Annotated in this window: 33 protein-coding genes; 14 read left to right on the top strand and 19 right to left on the bottom strand. The window is 65.1% G+C overall.

All coding sequences use genetic code 11. The annotated features are described in order from the left end of the window. Positions 1–44 precede the first annotated feature (44 nt). Both AAG612_RS12575 and AAG612_RS12570 read right to left on the bottom strand, forming a co-directional pair. Positions 45–1145, bottom strand: a complete 1101-nt coding sequence (locus AAG612_RS12575; protein ID WP_342510589.1) for a transporter — start codon at positions 1143–1145, stop codon at positions 45–47. A gap of 55 nt (positions 1146–1200) precedes the next feature. Next, positions 1201–1587 carry a DUF2946 family protein gene (locus AAG612_RS12570; RefSeq protein ID WP_342510587.1) on the bottom strand — a complete coding sequence of 129 codons (387 nt, stop codon included), beginning with the start codon at positions 1585–1587 and terminating at the stop codon, positions 1201–1203. 175 nt (positions 1588–1762) lie between these two features. Here AAG612_RS12570 and AAG612_RS12565 point away from each other — a divergent pair, with 175 nt between their 5' ends. From AAG612_RS12565 to AAG612_RS12555, 3 genes are read left to right on the top strand one after another with little or no spacing between them, the layout of a single operon-like run. Continuing rightward, complete coding sequence (locus AAG612_RS12565; protein WP_342510585.1) at positions 1763–2284, top strand: hypothetical protein; 522 nt, start codon at positions 1763–1765, stop codon at positions 2282–2284. Beyond that, positions 2284–3195: a hypothetical protein gene (locus AAG612_RS12560; RefSeq protein WP_342510583.1), complete on the top strand. Its 912-nt coding sequence runs from the start codon at positions 2284–2286 to the stop codon at positions 3193–3195. The genes AAG612_RS12565 and AAG612_RS12560 overlap by 1 nt, the downstream gene beginning before the upstream one ends. A 28-nt stretch (positions 3196–3223) precedes the next feature. Further along, positions 3224–3700 (top strand): hypothetical protein, encoded by a 477-nt coding sequence (locus AAG612_RS12555; protein WP_342510581.1) that lies wholly within the window; start codon positions 3224–3226, stop codon positions 3698–3700. Positions 3701–3754: 54 nt separating this feature from the next. On the opposite strand, the gene AAG612_RS12550 is transcribed toward AAG612_RS12555, so the two are convergent. Continuing rightward, positions 3755–4330, bottom strand: coding sequence for a winged helix-turn-helix transcriptional regulator (locus AAG612_RS12550; RefSeq protein ID WP_342510579.1), 576 nt, complete (start codon positions 4328–4330; stop codon positions 3755–3757). 156 nt (positions 4331–4486) lie between these two features. Here AAG612_RS12550 and AAG612_RS12545 point away from each other — a divergent pair, with 156 nt between their 5' ends. Then, positions 4487–4852, top strand: a complete 366-nt coding sequence (locus tag AAG612_RS12545; protein ID WP_342510577.1) for a CC_3452 family protein — start codon at positions 4487–4489, stop codon at positions 4850–4852. Between the two features lie 208 nt (positions 4853–5060). On the opposite strand, the gene ykgO is transcribed toward AAG612_RS12545, so the two are convergent. Beyond that, positions 5061–5186, bottom strand: coding sequence for a type B 50S ribosomal protein L36 (gene ykgO / locus AAG612_RS12540; RefSeq protein WP_010410131.1), 126 nt, complete (start codon positions 5184–5186; stop codon positions 5061–5063). A gap of 258 nt (positions 5187–5444) precedes the next feature. On the opposite strand from ykgO, the gene AAG612_RS12535 reads away from it, so the two are divergent. Both AAG612_RS12535 and AAG612_RS12530 read left to right on the top strand, forming a co-directional pair. After that, complete coding sequence (locus AAG612_RS12535; RefSeq protein ID WP_342510572.1) at positions 5445–6068, top strand: DUF4136 domain-containing protein; 624 nt, start codon at positions 5445–5447, stop codon at positions 6066–6068. Further along, positions 6065–7204 (top strand): M14 family metallopeptidase, encoded by a 1140-nt coding sequence (locus AAG612_RS12530; RefSeq protein ID WP_342510570.1) that lies wholly within the window; start codon positions 6065–6067, stop codon positions 7202–7204. Before AAG612_RS12535 ends, AAG612_RS12530 begins: the two co-directional genes overlap by 4 nt. 150 nt (positions 7205–7354) lie before the next feature. Here AAG612_RS12530 and AAG612_RS12525 read toward each other — a convergent pair whose 3' ends face one another. The 3 genes from AAG612_RS12525 to AAG612_RS12515 are packed head-to-tail and all read right to left on the bottom strand — an operon-like array spanning position 7355 to position 8966. Continuing rightward, positions 7355–7780, bottom strand: coding sequence for a cytidine deaminase (locus AAG612_RS12525; protein ID WP_342510569.1), 426 nt, complete (start codon positions 7778–7780; stop codon positions 7355–7357). Continuing rightward, positions 7777–8478: a glycoside hydrolase family 25 protein gene (locus tag AAG612_RS12520; protein WP_342510567.1), complete on the bottom strand. Its 702-nt coding sequence runs from the start codon at positions 8476–8478 to the stop codon at positions 7777–7779. Before AAG612_RS12520 ends, AAG612_RS12525 begins: the two co-directional genes overlap by 4 nt. A 5-nt stretch (positions 8479–8483) precedes the next feature. After that, on the bottom strand, positions 8484–8966 hold the full coding sequence (locus tag AAG612_RS12515) for a UPF0262 family protein (RefSeq protein WP_342510565.1): 483 nt from the start codon (positions 8964–8966) through the stop codon (positions 8484–8486). 140 nt (positions 8967–9106) lie between these two features. Here AAG612_RS12515 and AAG612_RS12510 point away from each other — a divergent pair, with 140 nt between their 5' ends. The 3 genes from AAG612_RS12510 (at position 9107) to AAG612_RS12500 (ending at position 12047) form a co-directional block, all read left to right on the top strand. Beyond that, on the top strand, positions 9107–10654 hold the full coding sequence (locus AAG612_RS12510; RefSeq protein WP_342510563.1) for a replicative DNA helicase: 1548 nt from the start codon (positions 9107–9109) through the stop codon (positions 10652–10654). 130 nt (positions 10655–10784) lie between these two features. Beyond that, positions 10785–11129, top strand: coding sequence for a DNA-directed RNA polymerase subunit omega (rpoZ, locus tag AAG612_RS12505; RefSeq protein WP_342510561.1), 345 nt, complete (start codon positions 10785–10787; stop codon positions 11127–11129). A 186-nt stretch (positions 11130–11315) separates the two neighbouring features. Next, a complete protein-coding gene (locus AAG612_RS12500) occupies positions 11316–12047 on the top strand; it encodes a ParA family protein (protein WP_342510558.1) in 732 nt (243 codons plus the stop codon). Between the two features lie 13 nt (positions 12048–12060). Here the strand turns inward: AAG612_RS12500 and AAG612_RS12495 are convergent, their stop codons facing one another. Then, positions 12061–12297 carry a DUF3072 domain-containing protein gene (locus AAG612_RS12495; RefSeq protein WP_342510556.1) on the bottom strand — a complete coding sequence of 79 codons (237 nt, stop codon included), beginning with the start codon at positions 12295–12297 and terminating at the stop codon, positions 12061–12063. Positions 12298–12443: 146 nt separating this feature from the next. Here AAG612_RS12495 and AAG612_RS12490 point away from each other — a divergent pair, with 146 nt between their 5' ends. The 3 genes from AAG612_RS12490 (at position 12444) to AAG612_RS12480 (ending at position 15335) form a co-directional block, all read left to right on the top strand. Next, a complete protein-coding gene (locus AAG612_RS12490) occupies positions 12444–13157 on the top strand; it encodes a hypothetical protein (RefSeq protein WP_342510554.1) in 714 nt (237 codons plus the stop codon). Positions 13158–13229: 72 nt separating this feature from the next. Beyond that, on the top strand, positions 13230–14348 hold the full coding sequence (locus tag AAG612_RS12485; protein ID WP_342510552.1) for a DUF3667 domain-containing protein: 1119 nt from the start codon (positions 13230–13232) through the stop codon (positions 14346–14348). A 60-nt stretch (positions 14349–14408) separates the two neighbouring features. Then, positions 14409–15335, top strand: a complete 927-nt coding sequence (locus AAG612_RS12480; RefSeq protein ID WP_342510550.1) for a hypothetical protein — start codon at positions 14409–14411, stop codon at positions 15333–15335. Here the strand turns inward: AAG612_RS12480 and AAG612_RS12475 are convergent. The 10 genes from AAG612_RS12475 to infA form a co-directional block, all read right to left on the bottom strand. Beyond that, positions 15332–16078 carry a 2OG-Fe(II) oxygenase gene (locus AAG612_RS12475; protein ID WP_342510548.1) on the bottom strand — a complete coding sequence of 249 codons (747 nt, stop codon included), beginning with the start codon at positions 16076–16078 and terminating at the stop codon, positions 15332–15334. The genes AAG612_RS12480 and AAG612_RS12475 overlap by 4 nt on opposite strands. A 131-nt stretch (positions 16079–16209) precedes the next feature. Beyond that, the gene (locus tag AAG612_RS12470; protein ID WP_342510546.1) at positions 16210–16488 is read right to left on the bottom strand and encodes a hypothetical protein; all 279 of its coding nucleotides are present in this window, start codon (positions 16486–16488) and stop codon (positions 16210–16212) included. 163 nt (positions 16489–16651) lie between these two features. Then, positions 16652–18643: an ATP-dependent zinc metalloprotease FtsH gene (gene ftsH, locus AAG612_RS12465; RefSeq protein ID WP_425341860.1), complete on the bottom strand. Its 1992-nt coding sequence runs from the start codon at positions 18641–18643 to the stop codon at positions 16652–16654. A 110-nt stretch (positions 18644–18753) separates the two neighbouring features. Then, positions 18754–19710: a ParA family protein gene (locus tag AAG612_RS12460; RefSeq protein ID WP_342510544.1), complete on the bottom strand. Its 957-nt coding sequence runs from the start codon at positions 19708–19710 to the stop codon at positions 18754–18756. A 179-nt stretch (positions 19711–19889) separates the two neighbouring features. Next, positions 19890–21053, bottom strand: coding sequence for an acyl-CoA dehydrogenase family protein (locus AAG612_RS12455; RefSeq protein ID WP_342510541.1), 1164 nt, complete (start codon positions 21051–21053; stop codon positions 19890–19892). Positions 21054–21126: 73 nt separating this feature from the next. Next, complete coding sequence (locus AAG612_RS12450) at positions 21127–22296, bottom strand: CaiB/BaiF CoA transferase family protein (RefSeq protein ID WP_342510539.1); 1170 nt, start codon at positions 22294–22296, stop codon at positions 21127–21129. After that, on the bottom strand, positions 22296–23069 hold the full coding sequence (locus tag AAG612_RS12445) for a crotonase/enoyl-CoA hydratase family protein (protein WP_342510537.1): 774 nt from the start codon (positions 23067–23069) through the stop codon (positions 22296–22298). Before AAG612_RS12445 ends, AAG612_RS12450 begins: the two co-directional genes overlap by 1 nt. A gap of 185 nt (positions 23070–23254) precedes the next feature. Then, positions 23255–23455 (bottom strand): hypothetical protein, encoded by a 201-nt coding sequence (locus tag AAG612_RS12440; RefSeq protein WP_342510534.1) that lies wholly within the window; start codon positions 23453–23455, stop codon positions 23255–23257. Positions 23456–23511: 56 nt separating this feature from the next. After that, complete coding sequence (locus AAG612_RS12435; protein WP_342510532.1) at positions 23512–23664, bottom strand: hypothetical protein; 153 nt, start codon at positions 23662–23664, stop codon at positions 23512–23514. 46 nt (positions 23665–23710) lie between these two features. After that, positions 23711–23977, bottom strand: coding sequence for a translation initiation factor IF-1 (gene infA / locus AAG612_RS12430; RefSeq protein WP_342510530.1), 267 nt, complete (start codon positions 23975–23977; stop codon positions 23711–23713). Between the two features lie 57 nt (positions 23978–24034). Between infA and AAG612_RS12425 the strand changes: the two genes are divergently transcribed. Further along, positions 24035–24352, top strand: coding sequence for a hypothetical protein (locus tag AAG612_RS12425; RefSeq protein ID WP_342510528.1), 318 nt, complete (start codon positions 24035–24037; stop codon positions 24350–24352). Positions 24353–24585: 233 nt separating this feature from the next. On the opposite strand, the gene AAG612_RS12420 is transcribed toward AAG612_RS12425, so the two are convergent. Further along, complete coding sequence (locus tag AAG612_RS12420) at positions 24586–25092, bottom strand: lasso peptide biosynthesis B2 protein (RefSeq protein WP_342510525.1); 507 nt, start codon at positions 25090–25092, stop codon at positions 24586–24588. Positions 25093–25338: 246 nt separating this feature from the next. On the opposite strand from AAG612_RS12420, the gene AAG612_RS12415 reads away from it, so the two are divergent. After that, complete coding sequence (locus tag AAG612_RS12415) at positions 25339–26394, top strand: DctP family TRAP transporter solute-binding subunit (RefSeq protein ID WP_342510523.1); 1056 nt, start codon at positions 25339–25341, stop codon at positions 26392–26394. Positions 26395–26401: the final 7 nt, after the last annotated feature.

Raw genomic sequence — 26401 nt, 5'->3', positions numbered from 1 at the left:
GGCAAACGGAGCGGGCGGCAAGCCCGCCCGCTCCGCGTTGCAGCTCAGAACGCCTTCTGCCAGCCGACCGTCAGCATCCAGTCGCCCGCCATCTGCGGGCCGTTGAGGTTCTGGTAGACCGGCGCGCCAAGCTCGATCCCGAGGCGGTGCCCCGCCAGCGGGCCGTGCGTGCCGACCAGGTTGATCCCGCCGATCAGGTCGATCCGGTCGCCGCCCTGGAAATCGGGATTGGCGGTTTGCACCGGACCCATGATGTTGGGATCGATCCCGTCGATGCTGGCCATGGTCCGGCCCTTCACCCTGCCCGAGAGGCTGATGAACTTCGCCGGGCGATAGCTGAGCCATGCGGTCGCTTCGTAGGTGTCGCCGAAGGCATAGCCCCACTTGTTCTCGTCCAGCTTGATCGAAGCAGCAGCCTGCGCGCCGAAGCCCAACTTCCCGCGCCGACCCTTGTAGGTGAGCGCAGGCTCGAGATCGAAGGTCCCGGTGCCCGCCTGCATCATGTAGGGCGCGCGCACCGTGGGGGTCCCGCCCATCGGGGTGAGGATCTGCGCGGTCTCGTCGGTCGATCCGGTCGGCAGGCTGACACCCGCCTTCAGCGTCAGTTCGTCGCTGTCGATCGCGCCCTTCGCGGGCAGGCCGAGCAGCGGGAACAGTGCGGAAACCTTGGTGTCGCCGAAGGCCTTGGGATTGGTCTCGAAATTGCCGCGCACCGTGGTGCCCATGCCGCCCATATAGGTGACGTGGTCCATCTCCTTCTCGACATAATTGCCCATCACCATCAGCGTGACCGAGTCCGACGGCGCATACATCGCGCCGAGCATCACCATGTCCGTCCGCATCTCCAGCGGGACGATGCGCAAGGTCGGCGGCTGGCCGGGCATGCCGGCGAAGCGGTTGGGGATGGTGGTGACGATGGTGTCGGGCGACACGTCGTCGGTGTCGATTTGGTTGCCCTGCATTTCCATGTGCATCACGCGGGCGGAGAACATGAACTCGCCCTTCGCGTGCGCATGGTCGCCCATGACGCCGATCGGTGCGTGATCGTCTGCATACACATCGTGTGCGTGGGCGGGAGAGATGGCGGCACTGCTCGAAAGGGCGAACGCCAGCGCGGCGCCGCCCGTGAAATATACGGGTTTCATAAGTGATTTCCTGAATGATCGTGAGCTTGGGATGCGGCGCATGGCCGCGTCGCGATCAGGCGGAAGGAGGCCCGGTGGACGGGGGGAGATGGGGCGGGAACAGCCCCGTCAGAGGATGCTGGACAAGCGGCTCGTCGGCGAGCGGCAGGACGATCCGGTCTTCGACCAGCGCGGCCGCAGGCATCGCGGCAAGGCCGGGCACCGCGTAATTGCAGCGGATCTCGTGCTGGTCCGACGATGACTGGTCCTTCTTGTCATGGGCACCGTGATGCATCGAGCCTGCAGATGCCTCGTGCCCGCTGCGATGGACCATCGGCATCGTGCCGCCGCAGATCCGTAGGACGAAGCCTCCGTCCGCACCCCGATCCGGCATGTAGCCGAAGGGCATGCTGGCGAGCGAGAGGATCGCCAGGGCTGCCATCAAGATGCGGAGGCGGAACACGCACGGCTCGCTAGAGCGCCGCGCAGCGAATTGCCACCGCGTTCGGCAAACGAATACGCATGCGCCCGATCCGAACCAGCGTCCAACCCATCAAATCCTGACGGCATTTGTAACTGGAGCCAGCACGCGCACCGGCTAGGCTCGTCCGGGTCAAGAACACCGGGAGTCCCCTTGCATGAGCATCGCCTTGGCCATCGGCCTCACCCTGTCGCCCGTCATCGCCCTACAGGCGATTACGTTTTACGATGGCCCCAAGATCGACGAGAACGGTCTGGCCATCGAGTATAACAACGGCGTCTGCCGCGTCGCCGTAAAGGGCAAGGACAGCGACGGAGAGCGGATTTTCGCCGAATTCTCGCGCCGCCTGCGCGACGGCAATCTCAGCGTCTCGCTCGAAGGGCCCTTCATGCAGCAGTTCAGCGATGCGGACCCGAACGCGAACCACCCCGTCACCGTCGTCTTCGATACGGGCAGCAGCGCGCCATCGCGCTCGGGCGGATATGATGTCGGTGGGTTTCGCGAATCTGCGTGGGGCGGCTGGGGCCCGGGTGAAGCGTCCGACGCTACCTACGCGGCGCTGCGGGGGAAAAGCGCCTTCTCGGTCGAGATGGATGGCAATACCTACGGCCCGTTCACCTGGACCGGTTCGGGCGCGCTCTGGACCGCGCTGGACGATTGCGAAGCCGACAACAGCTGATGCTTGTGCGGCTGACAGCGGGGTTGCTGGCATTGCTGCTCGCGATGTCGGCCGGGCCGATCGCCGCGCAGGCGCCATCGGTGGACGCGAAGTCGCAATGGTGGGCCAGCCTCGAAGCGTGCAGTTCGACAAACCGCGCTGCCTGCTACAAGGCGATCGACCTGGCCGCGCAGCTCTTCGGCCGGACCGACCGCGATGTCGCGACGACGTGGATGAAGGCCTGTTCGGCAGGCGATATGGACCGCTGCGAGATCGGCTATCGCCGCTTCAAGAACACCAGCTTCGAAGGCGACGATCGCCCGATCTCGCACATGTTCGCGCGCATATCCTGCTTCGGCGGGATGTATGACCTGTGCCGCCCGTGGGACGATTTCGAAACCACCGACCGCGCCAAGCGGGCGATCGTGATGGCCGATGTCTGCATGCTCGGTGCTGCGCCCAGCACCTGTTACCAAGCGCTGGCCTATTTCAAGAACGAGGCGGGCTTCTACAACGCGATCACCTACGACCTCTCGCAGACGCTGTGCGAACGCTACGAATCCGGCAGCGCATGCCGCGCCTGGGCGCAGGCGCTGGAGGCGAACTGGGGCTACCGCCGCGCCTACAAGTACCACACGATGGCCTGCCGGACGGGTTTGCAGGAAAGCTGCCCCGATGCCGCACGGCTGAAGAAACGGGTCGATTACCTTAACCGACAGCAGCAGGCGGCGGACGAGGCGCGGATGCGCGCGCAGATCGCAACGCAGCAGACCAACACCTGGCGATCGCAGGCCAACAACGCGGGCTACACCTCGCCCGGACGGGTGCGCCAGCCGATCACGCCGTTCGGCAGTTCGTCACGCGATATCGCGAATTGGAGACGATATGAGAAGAACCTGTGCCTCGGAAATCCGGTCAACAAGTATTGCTAGCCCGGCCCGTCCGAAGCGGAGCGGTTCAATGAGCGCGCTGCTGGTGGCGGCGGCTATGCTGGGCCTGTCGGGTGTCGCCCCGGTCACCGCGTCCGCCCGCGACCTGCTGCCATCCAACCTCTTTGACGCCCGGATCATCGCCGCCAATCGGTGCAACACTGCTGCCAAGCAGGGTGGCTTCGCGTCGATGGTGCTCGACCAATGCCGCGCCGTCTACGATGAGACCGTGCGGTTCGAACGCTCCGTGCCGGAGATGACTGCAGCGCAGCGCAACACGCTGATCGTCGCAAAGGGCCTTTCGATGATGACGCTCGCCGGTGGCTATCTGAACCTGGACGGAGTGATGAGCGCACGGGTGTGCCAGGCCGTCATGACCATCGATCAGGCCTTGTCGGGCTACGACCCGAGCGCGCCCAACGGCTTGGAAAAGCTCCACCAGATGCTGGCGAACACGCGCGATGGCGCCGTGCCCAAATGCCGCAAGGGCGGCCACTGGCCAGACTGAACGCCGGTTAGGAACCGGTGCCGACAGCCGACGCCGGAGCGGCTCGTCTGAATTCTACTCCGCCGCCTCGCGCGGCTCGTCGTCCAGCTTGCTATCCGGATCGTCGCAATTGTGGAGCGCGTGCGGGGCGTCGGCGGGCGCACCCTCGCGCCGGTCGCGGCCGGCCTCGGGCAGGTCCTTGCGCGCAATCATGTTGAGGTCGGCGGGGCCGAGGATTCGGCCATCATGCGCCAGCATCGCGACGGGGCCGATCGGCATCCGGTCGCGCTCGTCTACGATCACCGGGTCCATCCCGGCGGTCTCGATGCCGTATTTGAGGCCCCAGTGCCGCAGCGAGACCATCGCGGGCAGCAGGTCGAAGCCCTTCTCGGTCAGCGCATATTCGACCCGCCGCCGATCCGCCTCGTCCTGCACACGGTCGAGGATGCCGTGCTCGACGAGACGGCTGAGCCGGTTTGAGAGGATGTTGCGGGCAATGCCCAGCTCGCTCAGGAATTCTTCGAAATGATGCACGCCGTTGAAGCTGGCGCGCAGGATCATGAAACTCCACCGCTCGCCCATCACTTCGAGCGCCGCCGGAAGGCCGCAGGCACTCAGTTCCTTCAAGGGCTCGCGTACGTCAGTACCCATGATCGATCATCTCCAAGCAGCAAGACCTACCGCAATTCGCGATAGGCACAAAATCGAAACTAAGTTTTCAGTTGCAACCTGCAACCTAGGAAGATAGGTGGTGATTCGCAACCTAATGTGGTTGCCCTTCGACACACCGCCCCTAGGGAGCCCGCCATGACCCTCTTCAAGACCCCCCTCCGCCAGACCGCCATCGCCGGCGTCGCCATTTTGACCACCGCGCTGACCTTCGGTGCCGCGCTCGCCCCCGCGCCTGCGCAGGCACTCCCGTCCAAGGGCTCGAGCGTCTATTACCGCGCGACGCTGGAACAGTCGGTCGAACGGCGGACCGAAGTGATCCGCGGGGGCACCTTCATCTGTTCGGACACGATCTGCGTAGGCAGCAAGGCCCGCTCGCGCCCCGAAGTGGTCTGCGAGCGCCTGGCCCGCAAATTCGGTCCGGTCGCGACCTTCACCTTCGACGGCACCGAGCTCGATGCGGACGCCCTCGCGAACTGCCGTGCGGCGGGCGCCGACGCCTGATCGCATCCTGTCCCGGCCGGTCGCTCACCCACTGCGGGGCGAGCGGCGCGGCCGCAACGAAAAAGCCCTCCGGCCGTTAACGGCGCGGAGGGCTTTTTCGTGCGTGGCGACCACGCGCAACAGCGATCGCGCAGCACGTATCGTGCGCGCGTCGCGAGAACGACCTAACCAGCGTAAGGCGCGGGTTCCATGGGCATCAGCCCGAGGATCAACCCTGGCGCGCCTTCATCCGCTTGTTGGTCTTGTTGATCACATAAGTGCGGCCGCGACGGCGAATCACGCGGTTGTCGCGGTGACGCTTCTTGAGCGACTTGAGGCTGTTGCGAATCTTCATGGTACTACCCTGAATCTAGCTAGGTCCGGGGAAAACGGAGCCTATACAAAACAAATCGGCACCGCAGATCAGCCTGCGATGCCGCCATCGTTGCGGGCCCATTTATGGCGCAGCGCCAAAAAGTCAAGCAGGACTGCGTGCAACCCGCGCTTCAGGGGGCGCGAAGGGCTGGCCCGATGCGTGGTGCCGTCGGCACGGATTGCCAGTGTCGTGCGTTGCCCGCAACAAGCACCTTCTTTGCAACAGAAAGGCCCCGCCATGAAGGCTCGCCGCAGACTCGCCATCCCCTTCGCCGCCATCGCCCTCCCGCTGGCGCTGAGCGCCTGCTCGACCACCAAGCCCGCAGGCCCGATCGAGGTCACGCGCTTCGTCGATGCCGATGCGCGCTCGCAACTCGGCAATACGCGATTATTCGTGGAGACCGCACCCGGTTCGCCCGAGCAAGGCCTCGCGCTGACGCCGTACAAGGCTGCGGTCGCGGGCGAACTCGCGGCCTACGGCTATAACGAAAGCGCGCGCAGCAGCGCACGCCAGACCGCCAGCGTCAGCGTGGAGCGCACGCAGATCGACAGCCGCGGACGGCGCAGCCCGGTAACCGTGGGTGCGGGCGGATCGACCGGCAGCTACGGTAGCGGCGTGGGCATCGGCGTCGGCATCAATCTGGGCGGCGGCCCGCAGCCGCGCGTCGTGACCCGCATGGAAGTGCGCATCCGCGACGTGGCCACCAACGAAGTTCTGTGGGAAGGGCGTGCGCGACTCGATGCGCCAGCCAAGTCGCCACTTGCGAAAAACGAGCCCGCAGCAGCCGCGCTGGCAGACGCCTTGTTCCGCGGCTTTCCCGGTAATAATGGCGAGACAATCGAAGTGGAGGTCAATCCTTGAGCAATATCGTCATCGACAGCGTATTCGACAGCGGCAGCATCGACGTGATGACCGTGCATCAGGGGAGCGCGATGCTCCGCCTGAAGCCCGATCGCGACAGCGAATTCAAACAGTGGTTCCATTTCCGCGTCGCCAACACCGGCGGGCGCGAACTGGTGCTGAAGATCGTGGGGCTGAACGACAGCGCCTATCCGGCGGGCTGGCCCGACTACAACGCCTGCGTTTCCGAAGACCGCGATTTCTGGGGCCGCGCTCCGTCGACCTTCGACAAGGACGAGGAAGGCGGTACGCTTACGATCCGCTATACGCCCGCCGGCGATCTCGTCTGGTTCGCCTATTTCGCGCCCTTCTCGATCGACCGCCATCACGATCTGATCGCCGAATGCGCGAGCGGCGAGGGCGTATCGCATCGCAAGCTGGGCGACACGCTCGACGGGCGCCCGCTCGACTGCCTCGAAATGGGCGAAGGCGAAACGCAGGTCTGGCTCTACGCGCGCCAGCATCCGGGCGAGAGCATGGCTGAATGGTGGATGGAAGGCGCGCTGCAACTGCTGTGCGATCCGGCGGACACGCTGGGACGGGCGCTGCGCGAGAAGTGCCGCTTCCACATCGTGCCCAACTGCAACCCCGATGGCAGCGCGCGCGGGCACCTGCGCACCAATGCCAGGGGCGTGAACCTCAACCGCGAATGGGCCGAGCCCAGCGCGGAACGCTCACCCGAAGTGCTCGCCATCCGCAATGCGATGGACGAAACCGGCGTCCACTTCGCGATGGACGTCCACGGCGACGAGGCGATCGACGCGGTTTTCCTCGCCGGGTACGAAGGCATCCCGAGCTGGAGCGACGAGCATGGCGAGCGTTACTACCGCTACCAGCGCATCCTCGACCGGCGGTGCCCCGACTTCCAGACCAAGAAGGGCTATCCCAAGTCCGGCCCGGGCAAGGCCAACCTCGCGATCAGCACCAACCAGGTGGCGGAACGCTACGCCGCGACCGCGATGACGCTGGAAATGCCGTTCAAGGACAATGCGGACTATCCGGACGATCTGCAGGGCTGGAGCCCGGACCGCTCCAAGATGCTAGCCCGCGAATGCCTTGGCGCGCTGCTCGAATGGCTGGAGAGCGAGGAGGACTAGAAACCCTCTGGAAAAAAGACCCGCTCATCCTGAGCCTGTCGAAGGATCGTCCTTCCTTTTTGAGCCAAGATCTCAGGAAGAAGAACAGCCCTTCGACAAGCTAAGGGCGAGCGGTATCAGGTTACCGGTGCGCCCCACCCCCAGATGCGCCTAATCGAGATGCGCAGGCCCGAAGCCGTGCGGCAGCAGGTCCGACAGGCGCAGTTCCATCACCTCATGCGCGCCGACGCACAGGATCAGCGGATCGGTGCCGCCGAGTTGGGCGATCTCGTTGAGCACCTGGCGGCAGCGCCCGCATGGCGTGATCGGCGCATCGCCGCCCTTGCCCGTCGGTCCGGTCACCGCGAGCGTCACCAGCCCGCCGCGCCGCCCTTCGGCCAGCGCCTTGGCTACCGCGACCGTCTCGGCACACAGCGACAACCCGTAGCTCGCATTCTCGATATTCGTGCCGGTGACGATCGCGCCATCGGCAAAGCGCAGCGCCGCGCCCACCGCATAGTCCGAATAGGGCGCATAGGCATGACCCGCCGCGCTGCGCGCCGCTGCGATCAGATCTTCGTCGCGTGTCTTGCTCATGGTCTCACCACTGCCCAGGCGACCGGCTGGTCGCTCGCCCCGCTCTCGTATTTCTCGTTCGCCGTCCAGATCAGCCACGGGCGCCCGCCATAGTCGGGTTCCAGCCGTGTGCGCACTAGCCACAGGTTGCGCTCTATCCGCGCGGCGACGCCGTGCGTCTCCTCGAACTTGCGCCCCAGTTTCAGGATCGCGGGGCGGCCCGCATGCGCCTCGATCTGATTGGCGAGGATCGTCAGCTCGCTGCGCACCTGCCCGCTGGTGACCGGCTCCAGACACTCCTCGCCCGTATCGATCAGCGCGATCGCCGGCGGCAGCAGATCCGCGTCGCGCGGGACGATGGTGACGAAATTCGCCGCCTGCCCGTCGGCGGGGACGCAGGGGTCGAACAGGTGGACCGCGCCCACCTCCAGCCCTTCGGCCCGCGCGGCGGCGAGGTTGCGGGTGAAGCTGGCCGAGCGTTCGCCCTCGCCCCCTGTAGCGGGGAGATAGACGAAATCGGCTCCATGGCCCTTGAGCACCGCGAAATTCATCTCGCCGGTGCCGCCGGAAAGGTCCGCGCCCTGTTCGGGATATTCGCTCTCGGGCGGCTGCCAGGTTCTCAGGTCCCACCATAGCCAGGCGCCGCCACCCAGCGGCGCGAGAATCAGCACGACAAGCATCAGCTTGAGCCACAGCGGGCGTTTCGAAGTCCGGGCCACCGCGATCACCCCCGGATGTGAAGCACGCAGATCAGCGTGAAAAGCCGCCGGGCGGTCGCGAAGTCGGTCTCGACCTTGTCTTCCAGCCGTTCGACCAGCAGCTCGGCGGCGTTGTTGTGAACGCCGCGCCGGGCCATGTCGATCGTCTCGATCTCGGCCGGGGTCGCCTTGCGGATCGCCTGGTAATAGCTGTCGCAGATCGCGAAATAGTCGCGGATCGGGCGGCGGAAGCGCGCGAGGCCGAGCATGATCGTCTCCAGCGGCTCGCCATCCTCGGTCGCGATGTCGAGCGCGAGCCGGTCGTCGCGCACGCCCAGCCCGAGGTGATAGGGTCCGGTCGCGCCTTTTTCCGCCGCGCGGACAGGCTTGAAGGTGTTCTCCTCGATCAGATCGAAGATCGCGACGCGCCGCTCCTGCTCGACGTCGGCATTGCGCCACAGGATCGTCGAGTCGTCGAGATCGATTTTCGAGATGCGGTGGTCGGCCATGTGATCGCGACTGCCTTCGCAGAAATGTGATAGCCCCGGCAAGGCCTCATCGGCTTGTTTGCCTTATTCACAGGGGGGAGAAGATTTTGCGCGCGCGGGATGGGTTGCGGGCCGCCGCGGGTTCGCACACTGTCCCGCAAATGCCCGACGACACACTCATGCTCAATCCAGCCGCAACCGATTCCCAAGCCAACGCCGCCACGCCGGGCACTGCCGCGACCGAAGTGGGCCGCGCCTTGCCGTCCAACGTGGAGGCGGAGGCGGCGTTTCTGGGCGCGATCCTGATCGACAATTCGGTCTACGAGGAACTGCCCAACCCGCTGCGGCCCGATCATTTCTTCGTGCCCGCGCACCGCCTGATCATGGAACGCGTGCTGACCATGATGGAGCGCGGCAGCACCGCGAGCCCGGTGACGCTCAAGCCCTATTTCGAAGGCAGCGAGCATCTCGAGCAGCTGGGCGGCACCAGCTATCTGATGCGCCTGACCGCCGACGGGCAGGGCCTGCTCGCGGTACGCCAGCTGGCCGAACAGATCTACGACCTGGCGCTGCTGCGCGAGCTCGTGACGGTAGGCCGCACGCTGGTGACCGACGCGCTCGACACATCCGAATCGGTCGAACCGCTCAAGCAGATCGAATCGGCGGAAGCCGCGCTCTACGAGATTGCCGAGGGCACCAACATCGGCAGCGACGCGAGCACCTTCAAGGACGCCTCGATCGCCGCGCTGAAACTCGCGCAGAAGGCGATGAATTCGGATCGCGGCCTCTCGGGGCGCACCACTGGCCTCGCCACGATCGACGAGAAGACCGCCGGTCTGCACAATTCCGACCTCGTGATCCTCGCCGGTCGTCCGGGCATGGGCAAGACCTCGCTGGCGACCAACATCGCGTTCAACACGGCTTACGAATATCTCAAGCAGCAGCGCGACGGCGGCCCCGATTCGGGCGGCGCGCCGGTGGCCTTCTTCAGCCTCGAAATGAGCGCCGACCAGCTGGCCACGCGTATCCTTGCCGAACAGGCCGAGATCAGTTCGGAAAAGCTGCGCTCGGGCGATATCGGGCGCGACGAATTCACGCGCCTCTCCGAAGCGAGCCAGCGCCTGGCCGACCTGCAGCTGTTCATCGACGATACGCCCGCGCTCACCATCGACGCGCTGCGGATGCGCGCGCGGCGGCTGAAGCGGAAGAACAAGATCGGCCTCGTCGTGGTCGACTACCTGCAGCTGCTCCAGGGGTCGGGCCGCGCGAGCGACAACCGGGTCAACGAAATCTCGGAAATCAGCCGGGGTCTCAAGACGATGGCGAAGGAGCTGGAGCTGCCGGTCATCGCACTCTCGCAGCTGAGCCGCGCGGTCGAACAGCGCGAGGACAAGAAACCGCAGCTGGCCGACCTGCGCGAATCGGGCTCGATCGAGCAGGACGCCGACATGGTCTGGTTCATCTATCGCGCCGAATATTACCACAAGGCGCAGATGCCCAACGTGCCGGACGGCTCGGAATCGCCCGACGAAGCGCAGAAGTATCAGGACTGGATGGAAGAGCACCAGAGGCTGGTGAACAAGGCGCTGCTGATCGTCGCCAAGCAGCGTCACGGCTCCACCGGCAACGTGCCGCTGATCTTCCAGAGCGAATACACCAAGTTCAGCTCGCCCTCGTATCGCGATTATTCAGACTTCGGCGAAGAATAGGGGCGGCGAAGAACACTCAGCGAGGATCAGGCGCGCAGCGGCGCACCGGATTTGCGTTGAAAATCGCCGCACCTGTCGCTATGTGGCGCGCTCGATCCCGAAATGACCGTTTGTATGGAGTGCCCCGGATATGGCGCGCGTTACCGTTGAAGATTGCGTCGACAAGGTTCCCAACCGCTTCGACCTCGTCCTGCTGGCCGCCGAGCGCGCGCGCGAAATCTCGGGCGGAGCCGAAATCACGCTCGATCGGGATCGCGACAAGAACCCGGTCGTCGCGCTGCGCGAAATCGCCGAACAGACCGTCAAGCCGAAGGACCTGCAGGAAAGCATGGTCACCAACCTGCAGAAGATCCTGCCGGACGACGATGACGAGATCGATGAAGTCGGCTCGCTCAGCCAGTCGGCCGAAGCGCTGCGGGTGACCGCCGCGACCCCGACCCGTTCGACCTCGGTCGGCGGCGACTACGAGGGCTGATCGCCCACACGAAATTACGCGAATGCGGGGCGGGCCTCTAACGAGGTGCCGCCCCGTTTTCGTTTCGGCCCACTCCTGGCCCGGCATGGCACCCTCGGGCTCCCCGATTTGCGGGCTTTTCGATTGCATGTCCTGCGCGGTTGAAACACTATCAAAAGCGTTCGCGGCAAGGGAGAACGGCGAGAAATGGCGGTCGTTGCGATCTACAGCGTTAAGGGCGGGGTCGGAAAGACGACCTTCGCTGCCAACCTCGCGTGGTGCGCAGCCAATCAATCGAGCCGGCGCACTTTGCTGTGGGATCTCGATGCGGCAGGCGGCGCGGGCTTCCTGCTGGGCGTCGACCCGAAGAAGAAGAAGCGCGCGACCAGCGTGATCGCCAAGGAAATCGATCCCGCAAAACTCATCCGCAAGACCGACTATGCGCGGCTCGACCTGCTGCCCGCCGATGAATCGATCCGCGCGCTGGACGTGCAGCTGGCCGAGATCGGCAAGAAGAACCGCATGGCGAAGCTGACCGCCGAGATGATGAAGGATTATGACCGGCTGATCCTCGACTGCCCGCCGGTGCTCAGCGAGCTCTCGAGCCAGATCGTGCGCGCCGCTGATCTGATCCTCGTGCCGATCCCGCCCTCGCCGCTATCGGCCCGCGCGCTCGAAACCGTGCGCGAGCAGGTGAGTGCGCAGGGCAAGAAGGCCCCGCGAATCATGCCGGTGTTCTCGACGGTAGATCGCCGCCGCACGCTCCACCGCGAAGCGGTTGCGCAAGCCCGGGAATGGCCCGTCATCCCGGCCGCAAGCGCGATCGAGCAATGCGCGACGAAGCTCGCCCCCGTCGGTGCCTTCGCTCCGCGCAGCGCCGCGGCGCGTGCCTTCAAGAAGCTATGGACCGACGTGGAGCGGCAACTGGCGCAGGGTTAGGGGCCGGGCGCGGTTACGCGTCGTCGCTGCCCCGGCCGGTTGTCTGCTGCAATTCGTCGATCCTGACCGATGCATCGGCCTTGCTCAGACCCGGATCGTAGGCCTCGGGCGTGCCCGCTTCTTCGGCCAGCGTCTTGAGGTAACTGGCCTGTGCGCCGGTCATCGCCTCGTCGCCGGTCGTCCAGTTCTCGGGCGCCTTTTCGGCATTGGAAGCAGGGTCCGCCTTGGGGTGTTCGCCGATCTTGTTCATGGGTTGTCTCCTTTTCCGATCAACGGGTTATGTTCGCCGTTCGTTCCCGTGTGCGTGCGGGTAATTCGCCGAGCGGTCTCTGGCCTTCGCGCGCGGGCGCGCTATGACGATTGACGATGCCCGAGCCCCGCGCGCCCTCTCCCGAAATGTCTCGTCGTACCCGGCTGCTCGACGAACCGGTGCTGCGCGCGCTCGCGATCTTCGTTGCGGGGATGGCGCTGCTGCTCGCCATCGACCTCGCCAGCGAGCCGGCCGGCGAAATCGGGCAGGACCGTGCCGTCGAAAGCGCACTGTCCGCCAGCAACAGCGCGCTGGCCGACATCGTCGGGCCGGTGGCATCGCCCGACGACACCCCCGAAGCGGCAGAGCGGCGCGAACGGGCCCAATCGACGGCGTTCTTCCTCGAGCAGGCGAACCTCGCGTGGCGCCGCGGCGATACCGCCTTGCCCCGGGAGGTGGCATTGGAAGTGGGCGCGGCGGCCATCCTCGCGCTACTCGGCAAGCTATGGATGGGGGGTTGGCTGCTGCTGCCGCTGGGTGCGCTCGCCGCGCGGCTCGCCTGCCCGCGCACCGAAGGACGGCACGCACACTGGGTGCTCAGTTTCGCCGCCCGCAGCCTCGGCGGATCGGCCGGACTGATCGGTCTTGCGCTAACCGCCTATGCCCTTGGCGCACCCGCCCCCTTCGTCCTTGCCCCGCTGGTCAGCGCCATCGTCGCGCTCAACGCATGGCTGCTGAGCGAACATGCCAGGCTAGACCGGTCGGCGACGCTGCTGCGGCTGGCCCCGCTGCTCGTGCTCGTCACGGTGTTGCTGGTGCTCGCGCGCGAGGTGCTGGTGCGCCTAACGATCCTCCCCTGACCGCCGCCGAACGACTGAAGTCTCGACCCCGCCGGTTACGGCGACTAGAAACACCTGCGGAGGGCCTACGATATGAGCGACATTCCCGATGCCTTCGGCACCGCGATGGAGGGCGGGCTCTATGCACGCGCGGTCCAGCGGGAGACCGGCGAGGGCTCGCCCGGCAAGATCGAGACCGACGAGAACGGGCATTTCGTCGAACAGGCCTGCCTCAACTGCGGCGCCAAACTGATGGGCCGCCACTGCCACATCTGCGGTCAGCAGGCGCATCTGCACCGCACGCTCTCCGCCGTGGGCCACGATCTGCTGCATGGCGTGCTGCATCTCGACGGCAAGCTGTGGCACACGCTTCCCCTGCTTACGCTGCATCCGGGCAAGCTGACGCGCCGCTATATCGACGGCGAACGCGCCGATTTCGTCTCGCCGATGGCCATGTTCCTGTTCAGCGTCTTCCTGATGTTCGCGGTGTTCCAGGCGGTCGGCCTTACCACCCCGACCGACATCGGCGGGGCAAATCTCGGCAAGATCGGCGATGATCTGGCCGAAGTCCGCGAAGACATGGTGGCAGAGCGGCAGGATCTGCGCGAAGAGCTGGCCGAGGCTAGGTCATCCGGCGCGAATGACGACGAGGTTGCCACCATCGAAGCCGATATTGCCGAGATCGACCAGACGATCGCGAGCCTCGATCGGGGCCAGGAGCTGATCGGGGGGGATGGCGAAAAGGCCTCGCCCGACGATTACGACGCAACCGACGCCGGCGAGATAAAGCTGTTCAAGAAGCTTGAGGAGAAGTGGCGCAAGAACCCGGGCCTCATGCTCTACAAGCTGCAATCGAACAGCTACAAGTTCAGCTGGCTGCTGATCCCGCTATCGCTGCCCTTCGTATGGCTGCTGTTTGCATGGAAACGGCGGTTCAAGGCCTATGACCACGCGATCTTCGTCACCTACTCGCTGGCTTTCATGTCGCTGTTCTTCATCGCGCTGTCGCTGCTCGGCAAGCTGGGCATCGGCGCGGGATGGCTGTTCACGATTTTCGCAACGCTCGCGCCGCTGCATATCTACCGACAGCTCAAGCAGACTTACGATCTCTCGCGCCGGTCCGCGATCTGGCGGCTGCTCGTGCTGCTAGTGGGTATCTTCTTTATCCTGAGCCTGTTCTTGCAGATCCTCGTGGTGCTGGGCGCGTTCTGATTGCGCATCGCGCGAGAGAGCGCCGTCCCTCAGTCCTCCCTGTCCGGAGATCCGCCCCTCGTGCAATTCCTTCATCGCCTCGATGGGCTCCGCGGCGAAGCGCAATGGGTCGAGACGACGCCCGAGGACCTGGCGCGCGCCACCTTCCTCGATGGGCGCGAGACGTTCTGGTCATCTTCGCGGATCGGCAATGTGGAGCCGGGCGAGAGCAAGGATGCCCCGCGCGCGCGGCTGATCTTCCATGTCGGATTCTGCGGCTCGACACTGCTCACCCGCATGATCGAACGCTGGCCCGGCGTGCTGGCCCTGCGCGAGCCGCAGGCGCTGACCGATCTGGCGAGCCAGCAGGCGCAGCTGGCGGCGGGGCAAGGCACGGCTTCGCTCGCCCGCCTGCTTTCCTATGCGCTCACGCCCCTGGGGGCGGTCGGCGGCGCGCGCGACACGATCATCAAGCCATCCAACTGGGTGAACGGGCTGATCCCGGTGCTCGCGGAACATGGCCTGGCCAAGCAGGCGCTGTGCATGACGATGGAGCGCCGTGCCTATCTGCGCGCGATCTTCCGCGGCGGGCGGGACCGGATCGCCTTCGCCCTGCGCCACGTCCAGCTGCTTGGCGCGAGCGACGCGGTACTGGCGGACCAGCTGCGCGCGGCCATAGCGCTGGATGGCGATGCGCTCAACCAGGCCGCCCGCGCGGCGGCGCTGCTCCACCGCGCGCAGGAAGACCTGTTCGCGCAGCTCGCTCCGCGTAAGGCGTGGCTCTGCTTCGAAACGCTGGTCGACGATCCACAGGCGGCGCTTCGCCTCGCCGCGGAGCGGTTGGAACTGGCGGGCGATGCCGACGTGGGCGGCCTGCCTGCGCAAGATGCGAAAGACCCGACGCGGCCCTTCTCGCACGGCGATCGCGCAGGCGAGGATGCGGCGGTGGAGGCCCATCACGGCCAGCGCTTCGATGCTGCGCTCGCCTGGCTGGCCGGGCTCGGCTAGCGGCGCAGCCAGCCGGTGATCGAATAGCGGCGCACCGGCGTCGCCCGGCTGACGAGGCTGACGCTGTGCGGCTGGCCGACCCTGAACAGGGTGAGCCGGTTGAGCGCGGGCACGAGGAAATCTCCGCTCGCGCCGTCTTCGCCATGGAACAGCAGCAACCCGCCCCATTCCGGGCGCCACATAGGGCTCAGGCCCAGCACATAGGCGGCGGTGCGGTTCTTGCCCTCCACCGCGTCGTCATGCCCGGTCAGGAAATCGCCGGGCGAATACGCAGTGCCCTGCGCATCGGCGAAGCGGATCGCGGGGTCTCCCACCACGGTCCGCAGGAATTCGCGCGGCTCGTCGCTCGACAGCCAGCGCGCATAAGCGGCCAGCGGATCGTCACTTTGCGCGCGCGCGCTCGCGTCATCGGGCACGCGGATCGTTTCGTAGCGATACTGGAAGCCGTAGCGCGCACCGGCATAGACCGCATCGTCGAGGTCGGAGCGTTGCGGATCGGTCAGCGAAGCGCGGGTCTGCCGGTCGAGTTCGACCAGCTTGTCGCCGCTGTTGAGCACCTGCTTCCAGTCCTGCCGCGCCTTCAGGAGATCGTGCAGCGCCTGCGCCTGCCCATCGGCGAGGAAGTTCTCGACGACCACGCGCCCGCGCGCCGCGAATTCCTCGGCCAGCGCGGCGCTATCCAGATCGGGGGCGAGCGCGAACCTAATGACGCACGCTCCCGCGCCGCCGCAGCGGCCTGTCATAGGTCGTGCGGGCAGACGCACGTTCGGGCGCGCGGTTGCGGAGGCTGGGTCTGGCGTGGGCGATAGCGTGGCGGTCCCGGTCTGGCGTGCAGGTTCTGCCGCTGCCCGGTACGATCCGCGCGCCCTGCCGGTCAATCCGTTCCGTCGAGCTCTTCGTCGGTCTGCGGCTCGGTCGCTTCGTCCTTGGCCATTTCGTCGCGCATATTGGCGGCACCCTCGCTCACCTTGTCGCTCGCCACGATCGCCGCGTCCTCAACCTTTTCCTGCACGACTTCGGCATTTGCGGCCGTATCGGCGGCAGCACCTTCGACGAAGGCTTCGCCATCTTCCTGCGTCTGCTCGGAACAGGCGGCAAGACCAAGCGAGACGGCGCCAAGCGCGGCGAGAACGGCGATATTCGGACGATACATGGCAGGTACTCCCTCGGTGACCAGGCAGTGTTAACCATCAGCGCCGGTCTGCGGTTCCCCGGCCCGGTGAGGAAACGCCAGGGCGCCGCGCACGAAAAAGCCCCGCCAGAGCGATTCCGGCGGGGCTTTTTCGATCATCTGGCGATGCCTGGGCAGGTAAAGCCTACGCCCCCTGCGGGCTCGCTCCGCCTTCGCTGCCAAAGCGCTTGCCCGCCTTGGGCACGGCCGATCCGTTCGTTGCCTGCGGCTTCAACGGGCCCTTGGGCTCGTCGGGCCGGTCGAGCTTGCCGTCCTTCAGAAGCTGGTCGATCTCTGCACCGGTCAGCGTTTCGTATTCGAGCATGGCCTGCGCGAGAAGGTGGAGCTTGTCCTCCTGGTCGGTCAGGATGTCGGTCGCACGCTTGAGACCGCCTTCGACCAGCGACTTGATCTCGGCATCGATGAGCTTGTTCGTTTCCGAACCGCCCATCGTACGCTGGGTCTGGCCCATGCCGAGATAGCCTTCCTGGCTCGATTCGTACTGCAGCGGGCCGAGCTTGTCGCTCATCCCCCACTTGGTGACCATGTTGCGCGCCAGATCGGTGGCGTACTGGATATCCGACGAGGCACCGGAACTGACCTTGTCGTGCCCGAAGATGATTTCCTCGGCCACGCGGCCACCCATCGCGACCGCCAGGTTCGCGTGCATCTTGTCGCGGTGGTACGAGTAATTGTCCCGCTCGGGCAGGCGCATCACCATACCCAGCGCGCGGCCGCGCGGGATGATCGTCGCCTTGTGGATCGGGTCCGATGCCGGCTCGTTCAGCGAAACGAGCGCATGGCCCGCCTCGTGATAGGCGGTCATCTTCTTCTCGTCGTCGGTCATGACCATGGAGCGGCGTTCCGCCCCCATCATCACCTTGTCCTTTGCGTCCTCGAATTCCTGCATCGCGACGAGGCGCTTGTTGCGGCGTGCGGCGAGCAGCGCCGCCTCGTTGACGAGGTTGGCGAGGTCCGCACCGGAGAAGCCGGGCGTACCGCGCGCGATGGTGCGCGAATTCACGTCGGGCGCCAGCGGCACCTTCTTCATGTGCACGGCGAGTATTTTCTCGCGCCCTTCGATATCGGGAATCGGCACGACCACCTGGCGGTCGAACCGTCCGGGACGCAGCAGCGCAGGGTCGAGCACGTCGGGGCGGTTGGTCGCGGCGATGATGATGATGCCTTCATTGGCCTCGAAACCATCCATCTCGACCAGCAGCTGGTTGAGCGTCTGCTCACGCTCGTCGTTCGAATTGCCGAGGCCGCCGCCACGGCTGCGACCGACCGCGTCGATTTCGTCGATGAACAGGATGCACGGCGCATTCTTCTTCGCCTGTTCGAACATGTCGCGCACGCGGCTGGCACCGACGCCGACGAACATCTCGACGAAGTCGGAACCCGAGATGGTGAAGAAGGGCACGCCCGCCTCGCCCGCGATCGCCCGCGCCAGCAGCGTCTTACCCGTACCGGGCGAGCCGACCAGCAGCGCGCCCTTGGGGATCGTGCCGCCCAGCTTGGAGAACCGCGAAGGGTCCTTCAGGAACTCGACGATCTCCTCCAGCTCCTCGCGCGCCTCGTCGATCCCGGCGACATCGCTGAAGGTCACCTTGCCCTGCTTTTCGGTCAGCATCTTGGCCTTCGACTTGCCGAAGCCCATCGCGCCGCCCGCGCCGCCGTTCTTCTGCACCTGGCGCAGCGCGAAGAACGCGATGCCGAGGATCAGCAGGAAGGGTAGCGACTGGATCAGGATAACCCACAGGATGTTCATCTGCTCGGTCGGCGTACCCGAGTAGGTCACGCCGTTATCCTCGAGCAGCTTGGTCAGGCTGGTATCGTTCCTGACCGGCACCGTGGTGAAGGTTTCGTCATTGGTGAGCTTGCCGGTGATGCGATCATCGGCGATCTGCACTTCCTCGACCGTGCCAGCGGCCACCCGCTCACGGAAATCGGAATAGCTGATCTGCGTACCCGCATTATCGCTCGCCCCGCCGAACATCGACACCGCGAGGAGCAGGGCGAGAAATATCCCGCCCCAGATCATCAGGCTGCGGATCCAGGGGTTCGGCCCACCCCCGCCATTGCCGGATCCCGGGCCATTCGGCCCCTGCCCGCCGGGCGTGTTGTTCTCACTCATGCTAGATACGAGTCCTTTCCCTCACGAATGTAAGCGCGAGGGAATGAATGACAAGTTGTCAGGCGCGCGATGGTCTCGCGTTTTGGCAGGCGCAGACGGCCCGCAGCACGTCAGAAGCTGAAAGCGCGGCGGGCAAATGCTTCGTCGGTGCCCGTGCTTGCGCGGCGTGCCGGGGCCGGGGCACCGCTTGCGTCATGCGGGCGCGCGGCACCGGCATCGCGGATCGGGACCACCCGGGCACCCGTTTCGCGCGGCGTTTCGTGGCCCGGCTCCTGCGGTCGGGACGCGTCGGGTTGCGGGAGCGCGCGCTGACCGGAACCAGGAGGGCCCGCGAGCCCCATCTGGGCCAGCTTCGCCTCGAGCGCGCCGTGCAGCTGCTCGAACCCCTGCGAGGCGGGCGACCAGTTGGCGAAAGCGGCGATCGGCTCGCGCCGGACCGCGACCTGTTCGACATAGGAGCTTTGCGGGATCACCGGCCAGTTGGCGCCCGCGTTTTCGCGCACCCAGCGATGCAGCTTGCGCCGCCCGTCATACATCGAGAGCACCGGCAGCACCGGCGGATGGCCGGGCCGCTTGGCCAGCTCCTTGCGAATGAAGCCGAACGCCCGCGCGGCCAGCGGCGATGCGGGCAGCGGCACCACGATCAGGTCTGCCGCTTCCATGATCTGCTCGCTCACCTCGTTGATCATCGGCGGGCAGTCGAGCACGATGCGCGGATAATCGCCCTTCATGAAGTTGAGCATCTGCGCCAGCCGCTTCTTCGCGCCGATCCGGGCCAGTTGCACCGGCAGATCGCGCAAGGACTGGTCGGCACCGATCAGCGACAGGCCGTCATATTTGGTGGGCTCGATCAGGTCGCGCGGGGCCTTGGCGTGGTGGAAGGCGGAGATCGCGCGCTGCACCTTGCGCTCTTCATGGCCCAGCAGGAAGCCCGCGCCGCCCTGCGGATCGAGATCGAACAGCAGGGTGTCGTGTCCGCCGCGTTGCGAGAAGCGCCAGGCCAGATCGACCGCCATGGTCGTTTTCCCGACCCCACCCTTCATGCTGTAGACGGCGATGACGGCCATGATTGTGCGCTCCCTCGATAGTGAACCGAATCGGTACCCGACCCCTGTGTCGAGCGTTAACCGAGCACTCTTATCAATTGGCTACAAGGGCCAGGATTGGCCGCCATCCGCCGTGGGACACCCTCAATCACACAGGTTAACGCGGGCGAAGGACTTGGGCTCGACACCCGCCCATCCGCTCACATCGAACGTGCGATGACCATCTTCATGATCTCGTTCGATCCGCCGAAAATGCGGCTGATCCTGCTGTCGCGGAACATGCGCGCGATCGGGTAATCGTTGATGTAGCCCGATCCGCCGTGCAGTTGCAGGCACTTGTCGACCACTTCTCCCTGCAGTTCGGTCACCCACAGCTTCGCCATGCACGCCGTCGGCACGTCGAGCTTGCCCTCCAGGTGTTGCGCGATGCAGTGATTGACGAAGACCTTGGCCGCGGTGGCGCGCGCCTTCAGTTCGGCGAGCGTGAACTGGGTGTTCTGGAAATCCCAGATGGTCTTGCCGAAGGCCTTGCGATCCTTGGTGAAGGCGACCGTTTCTTCCAGCGCGCGCTCGATCGTCGACATCGCGCCCATTGCGATGATCAGCCGTTCCTGCGGCAGCTCGCCCATCAGCTGGTAGAAGCCCTTGCCTTCCTCTCCGCCGAGCACAGCGTCGCTGGGCACGAAGACGTCGTCGAAGAACAGCTCGCTGGTGTCCTGCGCATCGAGGCCGATCTTGTCGAGCTTCTTGCCGCGCTGGAAGCCTTCCGCACCCTCGGTTTCCAGCAGCATCAGCGAGATGCCCTTGGCCCGCTCGTTCGGGTCGGTCTTGGCGACGACGATGATGAAGTCGGCGGTCTGGCCGTTGGAGATGTAGGTCTTGGCGCCGTTGATCTTGTAGCCGTTGCCGTCCTTCAGCGCGGTCGTCGTGATGCTCTGCAGGTCGCTGCCGACGCCCGGCTCGGTCATCGCGATCGCGCTGACCAGCTCGCCGCTTACCAGCCTGGGCAGGTATTTCTTCTTCTGCTCCTCGGTGCCGTGACGCACCAGGTAGGGCAGGATGATCGTGTTATGCAGGCTGGCGGCGAAGCCTTCGACATTGTGCCGGCCCTGCTGGTCGATCACGACCATCTCGTGCCGGAAATCGCCACCGTGGCCACCATATTCCTCGGGAACCGACGCGCCGAGCAGCCCGGCCGCGCCCGCTTCGTTCCAGAACTCGCGCTCTACCATCCCGTCTTCGCGCCACTTGAGCACGCGCTTTTCGGGCGCATGCTTCTCGTAGAACTTGCCGACCGCGTCGGCGAAGATCGCGATTTCTTCGTCTTCCATGAATTCGGGCTGGGGAACGTCGATGACGGGCATGGGAAATCCTCTCGATTATGCTTTTGGGGGCGAACCTACCAAATCGGTTGCGAACTGCAATCTTTCGTGAGCGCTAGGAAACCGTGCCCGATCTGCGCAGCGCGGCGATCTGGTCCGCGTCGATCCCCAGTCCATCGAGAATCGCGTCGCTATCGGCGCCCGGTGCTACCGCCGCCTGCGGCGTTGCGGTGGCCGTGCCCGAATAGCGCGGCGCGGGGGCGGGCTGCGGCGAACCGGCGATCTCGACGAAAGTGCCGCGTGCCGCATTGTGCGGGTGCTCGCGCGCCTCGCTCATGGTCAGCACCGGCGCATAGCAGACGTCGGTGTGTTCGAGCAGGTCGTCCCACTCGGCGCGGGTCTTGCCCTTGAAGATCGCGGCGAGCTTCTCCTTGAGGACAGGCCATTGCGCCGGGTTCATTTGCGCATCGAACTCGGAGTCTTCGGCAAGGCCCAGCCGCGCGCGAAGCTCGGCGTAGAACTGCGGCTCGATGCTGCCGATGCTCACGAACTTGCCGTCGGCGGTTTCGTAAGTGTCGTAGAAATGTGCGCCGGTATCGAGCAGATTGGCGCCCCGATCCTCGCGCCACATGCCCTGATTGGCGAAGCCCTGGATCATGCCCATCAGGACTGCCGTACCATCGGTCATCGCGGCGTCGATCACCTGGCCGCGCCGTTCGTTTGAGCCGCCATGCGCGACATGCAGCAGCGCCGAGACCATTCCAAACGCGAGCATCATGCCGCCCCCGCCGAAGTCGCCGACCATGTTGATCGGGGGCGTGGGCTTGTCGCCCGCCCGCCCGAAATGCGCGAGCGCACCGCCCAGCGCGATATAGTTGATGTCGTGGCCCGCATGGGGCGCATAGGGGCCGGTCTGCCCCCACCCGGTCATCCGTCCGTAGACGAGCCTCGGATTGTCGGCGAGCAGCACGTCGGGCCCCAGCCCCAGCCGCTCCATCACCCCGGGGCGAAACCCTTCGATCAGGCCATCGGCAGACGCGCACAGCTTGCGGGCGAGCGCTATGCCCTCCTTGCTCTTGAGATCGAGCGCGATCGACTTGCGCCCGCGCGCCAGCACATCCTTGGTCGGATCGGGCTGGAGGCCGCTGCGTGCTCCGGCGCGATCCACGCGGATCACCTCTGCGCCGTGATCGGCCAGCATCATGCCGCAGAACGGTCCGGGGCCGATCCCGGCGAATTCGACGATGCGCAGGCCTGCAAGAGGGCCTGCACGTTCGCCGGGCATTACTTGCCCTTCCAATTGGGCGCGCGCTTTTCGGCGAAGGCCGCCGCGCCCTCGCGCGCATCCTCGCTCGCAAAGACCAGCGGCGTCAGCTTGGCCTGCTCGTCCCAGCGGGATTCGAGGCTCCAGCCGCGCGATTCCTCGATGATCTGCTTGGAAATCCGCACCGCCAGCGGGCCATTGGCGCAGATTGCCCGTGCCAGCTCCATCGCGCCATCCATGGCCGAGCCATCGGTGACGCGATTGACGAGGCCCAGCTCGTGAGCGCGGGCGGCGTCGATGAATTCGCCGGTCAGCGCCATTTCCATCGCAACCTTGTGGGGGATCTGGTCGGGCAGCTTCATCAGCCCGCCCGCTGCCGCGGCGAGGCCGCGCTTGACCTCGGGAATGCCGAATTTTGCGTTCGCATTGGCGACCACCAGATCGCAAGAGATCATCAGCTCGAGCCCCCCGGCGAGCGCATAACCCTCGACCGCCGCGATAATCGGCTTGGCCGGGCTCTGCTGCGTCAGACCGCCGAAGCCGCGCCCTTCGACGAAGGGCGTCTCGCCGCGCAGGAAGCCCTTTAGGTCCATGCCCGAACAGAAGGTGCCGCCCGCGCCGGTCAGGATCGCGACCCGCAGATCGTCCTCCGCGTCGAGCCGGTCGAGCGCTGCGGCAATACCTTCCGCAGCCGCCTTGTTCATGGCGTTTTTCGCGTCGGGGCGGTTGATCGTGATGATCAGCACGCTCCCCTGATCGGTGGCCTGCACCTGCGTTTGAACGTCGTCGCTCATGCCTCTCTCCTTTACGTGGCTGTTTGCAACCTATGCTGGAGAAGCACGCGAGACGGGTCAAGCGGGGATGCGTCGGCTTGCCCGCGCACCTCGCCGAATGCCCCTCGCTGGATGACGACGGCACACCTCTGGCCCGCGCATCGGCGAACCGGAGGTGTGTTGCTGACGCTCGGGAACGTTTGTGGTTAGCTTGCCGCCGGGTCTGCGCCGTGGGATATGCTCCATGCGCAAGCCGCGGCAGCACCGAGCCGATGCTGGAAGGTCCCGATCCGCGCAGCGATCGTGGAGGCCGTCGCAAGCTTTACGCTGTGCTCGTCGCCATTTGCGGCATCGTCCACGGCCATCAGCGCACGCTGGTGCGCGGCATATTCCCGGTTCAAGTCCATTTCGGTTCTCCTGAATGACGGGAATGCTGCAGCACGGCCGCGGATTGAACGTGTCGTCAGTCGACCATCCTCTCGACGAGCCGTCGCAGCTCGTGGGTCGGAAGTTGCGCGGCAGCCGGGGCGGTGCCCGTGATGGCCTGTGCATGGATCGCGCCGTAGCGCAGCGAAAGCCGGGGGCGCGAGGTATCGCGCAGAGTGGTAGTCTTCATTTTTGGTAGTATCCGGCAGGTCGTTCCCGCCGCCTTCTTGAAAGTCTTAGCGCCTGCTGCCTCGCGACCGCGCACCGGCGGGACCTTGCCCGGGTGTACGTTCGCGAAACACGATCCGGCCTTTGCTCAGATCGTAAGGCGTCATTTCGACATGTACGCGGTCTCCAACGACCGAACGGATGCGATAGCGACGCATTTTCCCTGCCGTATAGCAGATGATGCGATGCTCATTGTCGAGGGTGACGCCGAAGCGTCCATCGGGCAGGATCTCGTCGATCGCGCCTTCCATCGTAATGAGCTCTTCCTTCGCCAATCAATCATCCTTGCGTACGAAAATTCATCCGCACGGACGTATTCCGGTGCGGAGCCAATGCTGGTTGAAATGGAAGTGTTGCCGATCTCGCGCATGCGCGCTCTTTTCAGCAATCATAATCCGTCGCAAACGACGTTAGGCAATATCTATATAGCAGGGCGGAAAAAAATTACAATGGCCTCTATTAGAGGCCATCAAAAGTGCGCGGTGGAGTGCGCGATCCGCCTGCAATCAACCGGCCAGCTTCAGAATGACGCCGGCGGATCAAAGTCACCGATTCACAGCCAGCGATTTTTTCTGCGGCGCTTGCGTCCACGCCGGCTGACAAGCAGCGTGGCCAACGCCACGAAGACCATCAGGCCAATCAGCGAATAGGCAATTACGAGACGAGTTTCCACGGGTCCTCCGGACAACGCGGATGACAGGAGGATCCGGCGCTTTACGAGTTAACACGGCCTGGCAAAAAACGCCAATAGATACGGACTATCTCGAAGAACACTCAGGAGGCTCGACACATCTCTTTCATTTGATGTGACATTTTACGAATAGTTGGGGAACGGTGTCGTCTTTAAAGACCCGCTACCCGACAATTTTTAGACGCGTCACCCTCAACGCTTCGGGGTCGACAGAACGTCGCCCAACTCTGGATCGGGCATGGCACCGCCCGGTTCATGACCGCCCGATTGGCTCTTCTTGAACGGCAAGAAAGTCTCGCGCTCCCAATCGCCGGTCACCACGATATCGCCGACCTTCAGCCACGCGTGGAACAGCAGCTTCGAGCCCGCCGTTTCGTCGCTGCGCCGCGAACCGAAGACGATATGCGAGGGAATGCCGCGCCGGGCGAGGATCCAGCGCGCCGCCATTGCGCGCGGCAGGCACACAGGCGCAAACCAGGCCCGGTCGCCGACGCGTTCCACCGCGCGCCCCAGCCGACAGGCCCTTTCGGTGGCAGCCCGATCGACCCTTCCGGGAGCCGGGCCACCCCCGTCGATCGGGCCAAGCGCCTTGCGCCACCAGCCGAACGGCATGAATGCGACCATCAGCCGGGCCACGGCAAGACTCGTCCAGATTTCGCATATCAGGAGCTTGTCTCGAAGAAATCGTGCGATCCGCATAACGCCTGCTTCCTATCAGCGATTTGCCAGCGGCCATAGGGCAAGCACCTCGATCGTGGGGCGTTACGCTTTGTGCCACCGCTCGTGTTCCGGCTGGGAACTCAGCGTTGCCACGCGCCGGTCTTTTCCCGAGAAATCGACGGCTAAGGTTCACTGCCCGATTGCGCGGCGGACTTGCACGCTCTTAACCGGCTTCACGCATCGTGATGCGAAGAATATAGAATACAGCGATTGGGAGATCCTGAAATGCGCAAACTTGTTTCCATGCCGTTGGTCGGCATCGCCGCTCTGGCGCTTGCCGCGTGCAACGCGTCTTCGAACGACAATGCCACGGCCTCCGGCGACGGCGAGCAGGTTGCCGGCAACGACGAATGCGATCCGGGCGAGCAGGTCATCAAGTTCAGCCACGTCACCAATTCGGACAAGCACCCCAAGGGCATCGCCGCGAGCCTGCTGCAGGAGCGGATCAACGCCGAGATGGACGGGCGCATGTGCATGGAGGTCTATCCCAACTCCATGCTCTACAATGACGACAAGGTGCTCGAGGCGATGCTGCTGGGCGATGTGCAGTTGGCGGCACCCTCGCTCTCCAAGTTCGAGAATTACACCACCAGGCTGCGCATCTTCAACTTCCCCTTCCTGTTCGACGACATCGATGCCGTCGACCGTTTCCAGGCGTCGCCTTCAGGGCAGGCGCTGCTGAATTCGATGACCGACAAGGGGCTCAAGGGCCTGTCCTTCTGGCATTCGGGCATGAAGCAGCTTTCCGCCGACAAGCCGCTGCTGGTGCCGTCCGACGCGCGCGGCCTCAAGGTCCGGGTCGAAAATTCGGACGTGCTGGTTGCGGTGTTCGACCAGCTCGGGGCCAACCCGCAGAAAATGGCGTTCAGCGAAGTCTACGGCGCGCTGCAGACCGGGGTCGTCGACGGGCAGGAGAACAGCTGGTCCAACATCTATGGCCAGAAGTTCTACGAAGTGCAGGACGGCATCACCAATACCGATCACGGCGTGCTCGACTACATGCTGGTCACCAGCTCGCGCTGGTGGGACGGCCTCGAGGATGAGGACCGCCGCGACCTGACGAAAATCCTCGAGGAAGTCACGACCGAGCGCAATCAGGCGGTCAACGAGCTGGAAGCCGAAGCCCGCAAGGCTATTGCCGATGCGGGCACGGAGATCCGTGAACTGACGCCCGAGCAGCGCCAGCAATGGGTCGACGCGCTGCGCCCAGTGTGGAAGCGCTTCACCCCCGATGTCGGTGCCGATACGCTCAAGGCAGCGCAGGCCGCCAACCAGAGCTGAACCAGAC

It is taken from the genome of Citromicrobium bathyomarinum (assembly GCF_038594605.1).
Taxonomy (GTDB): domain Bacteria; phylum Pseudomonadota; class Alphaproteobacteria; order Sphingomonadales; family Sphingomonadaceae; genus Alteriqipengyuania; species Alteriqipengyuania bathyomarina_B.
Note: the sequence above shows the minus strand (reverse complement) of the source record. Positions and strands in the feature narration are given on the sequence as shown.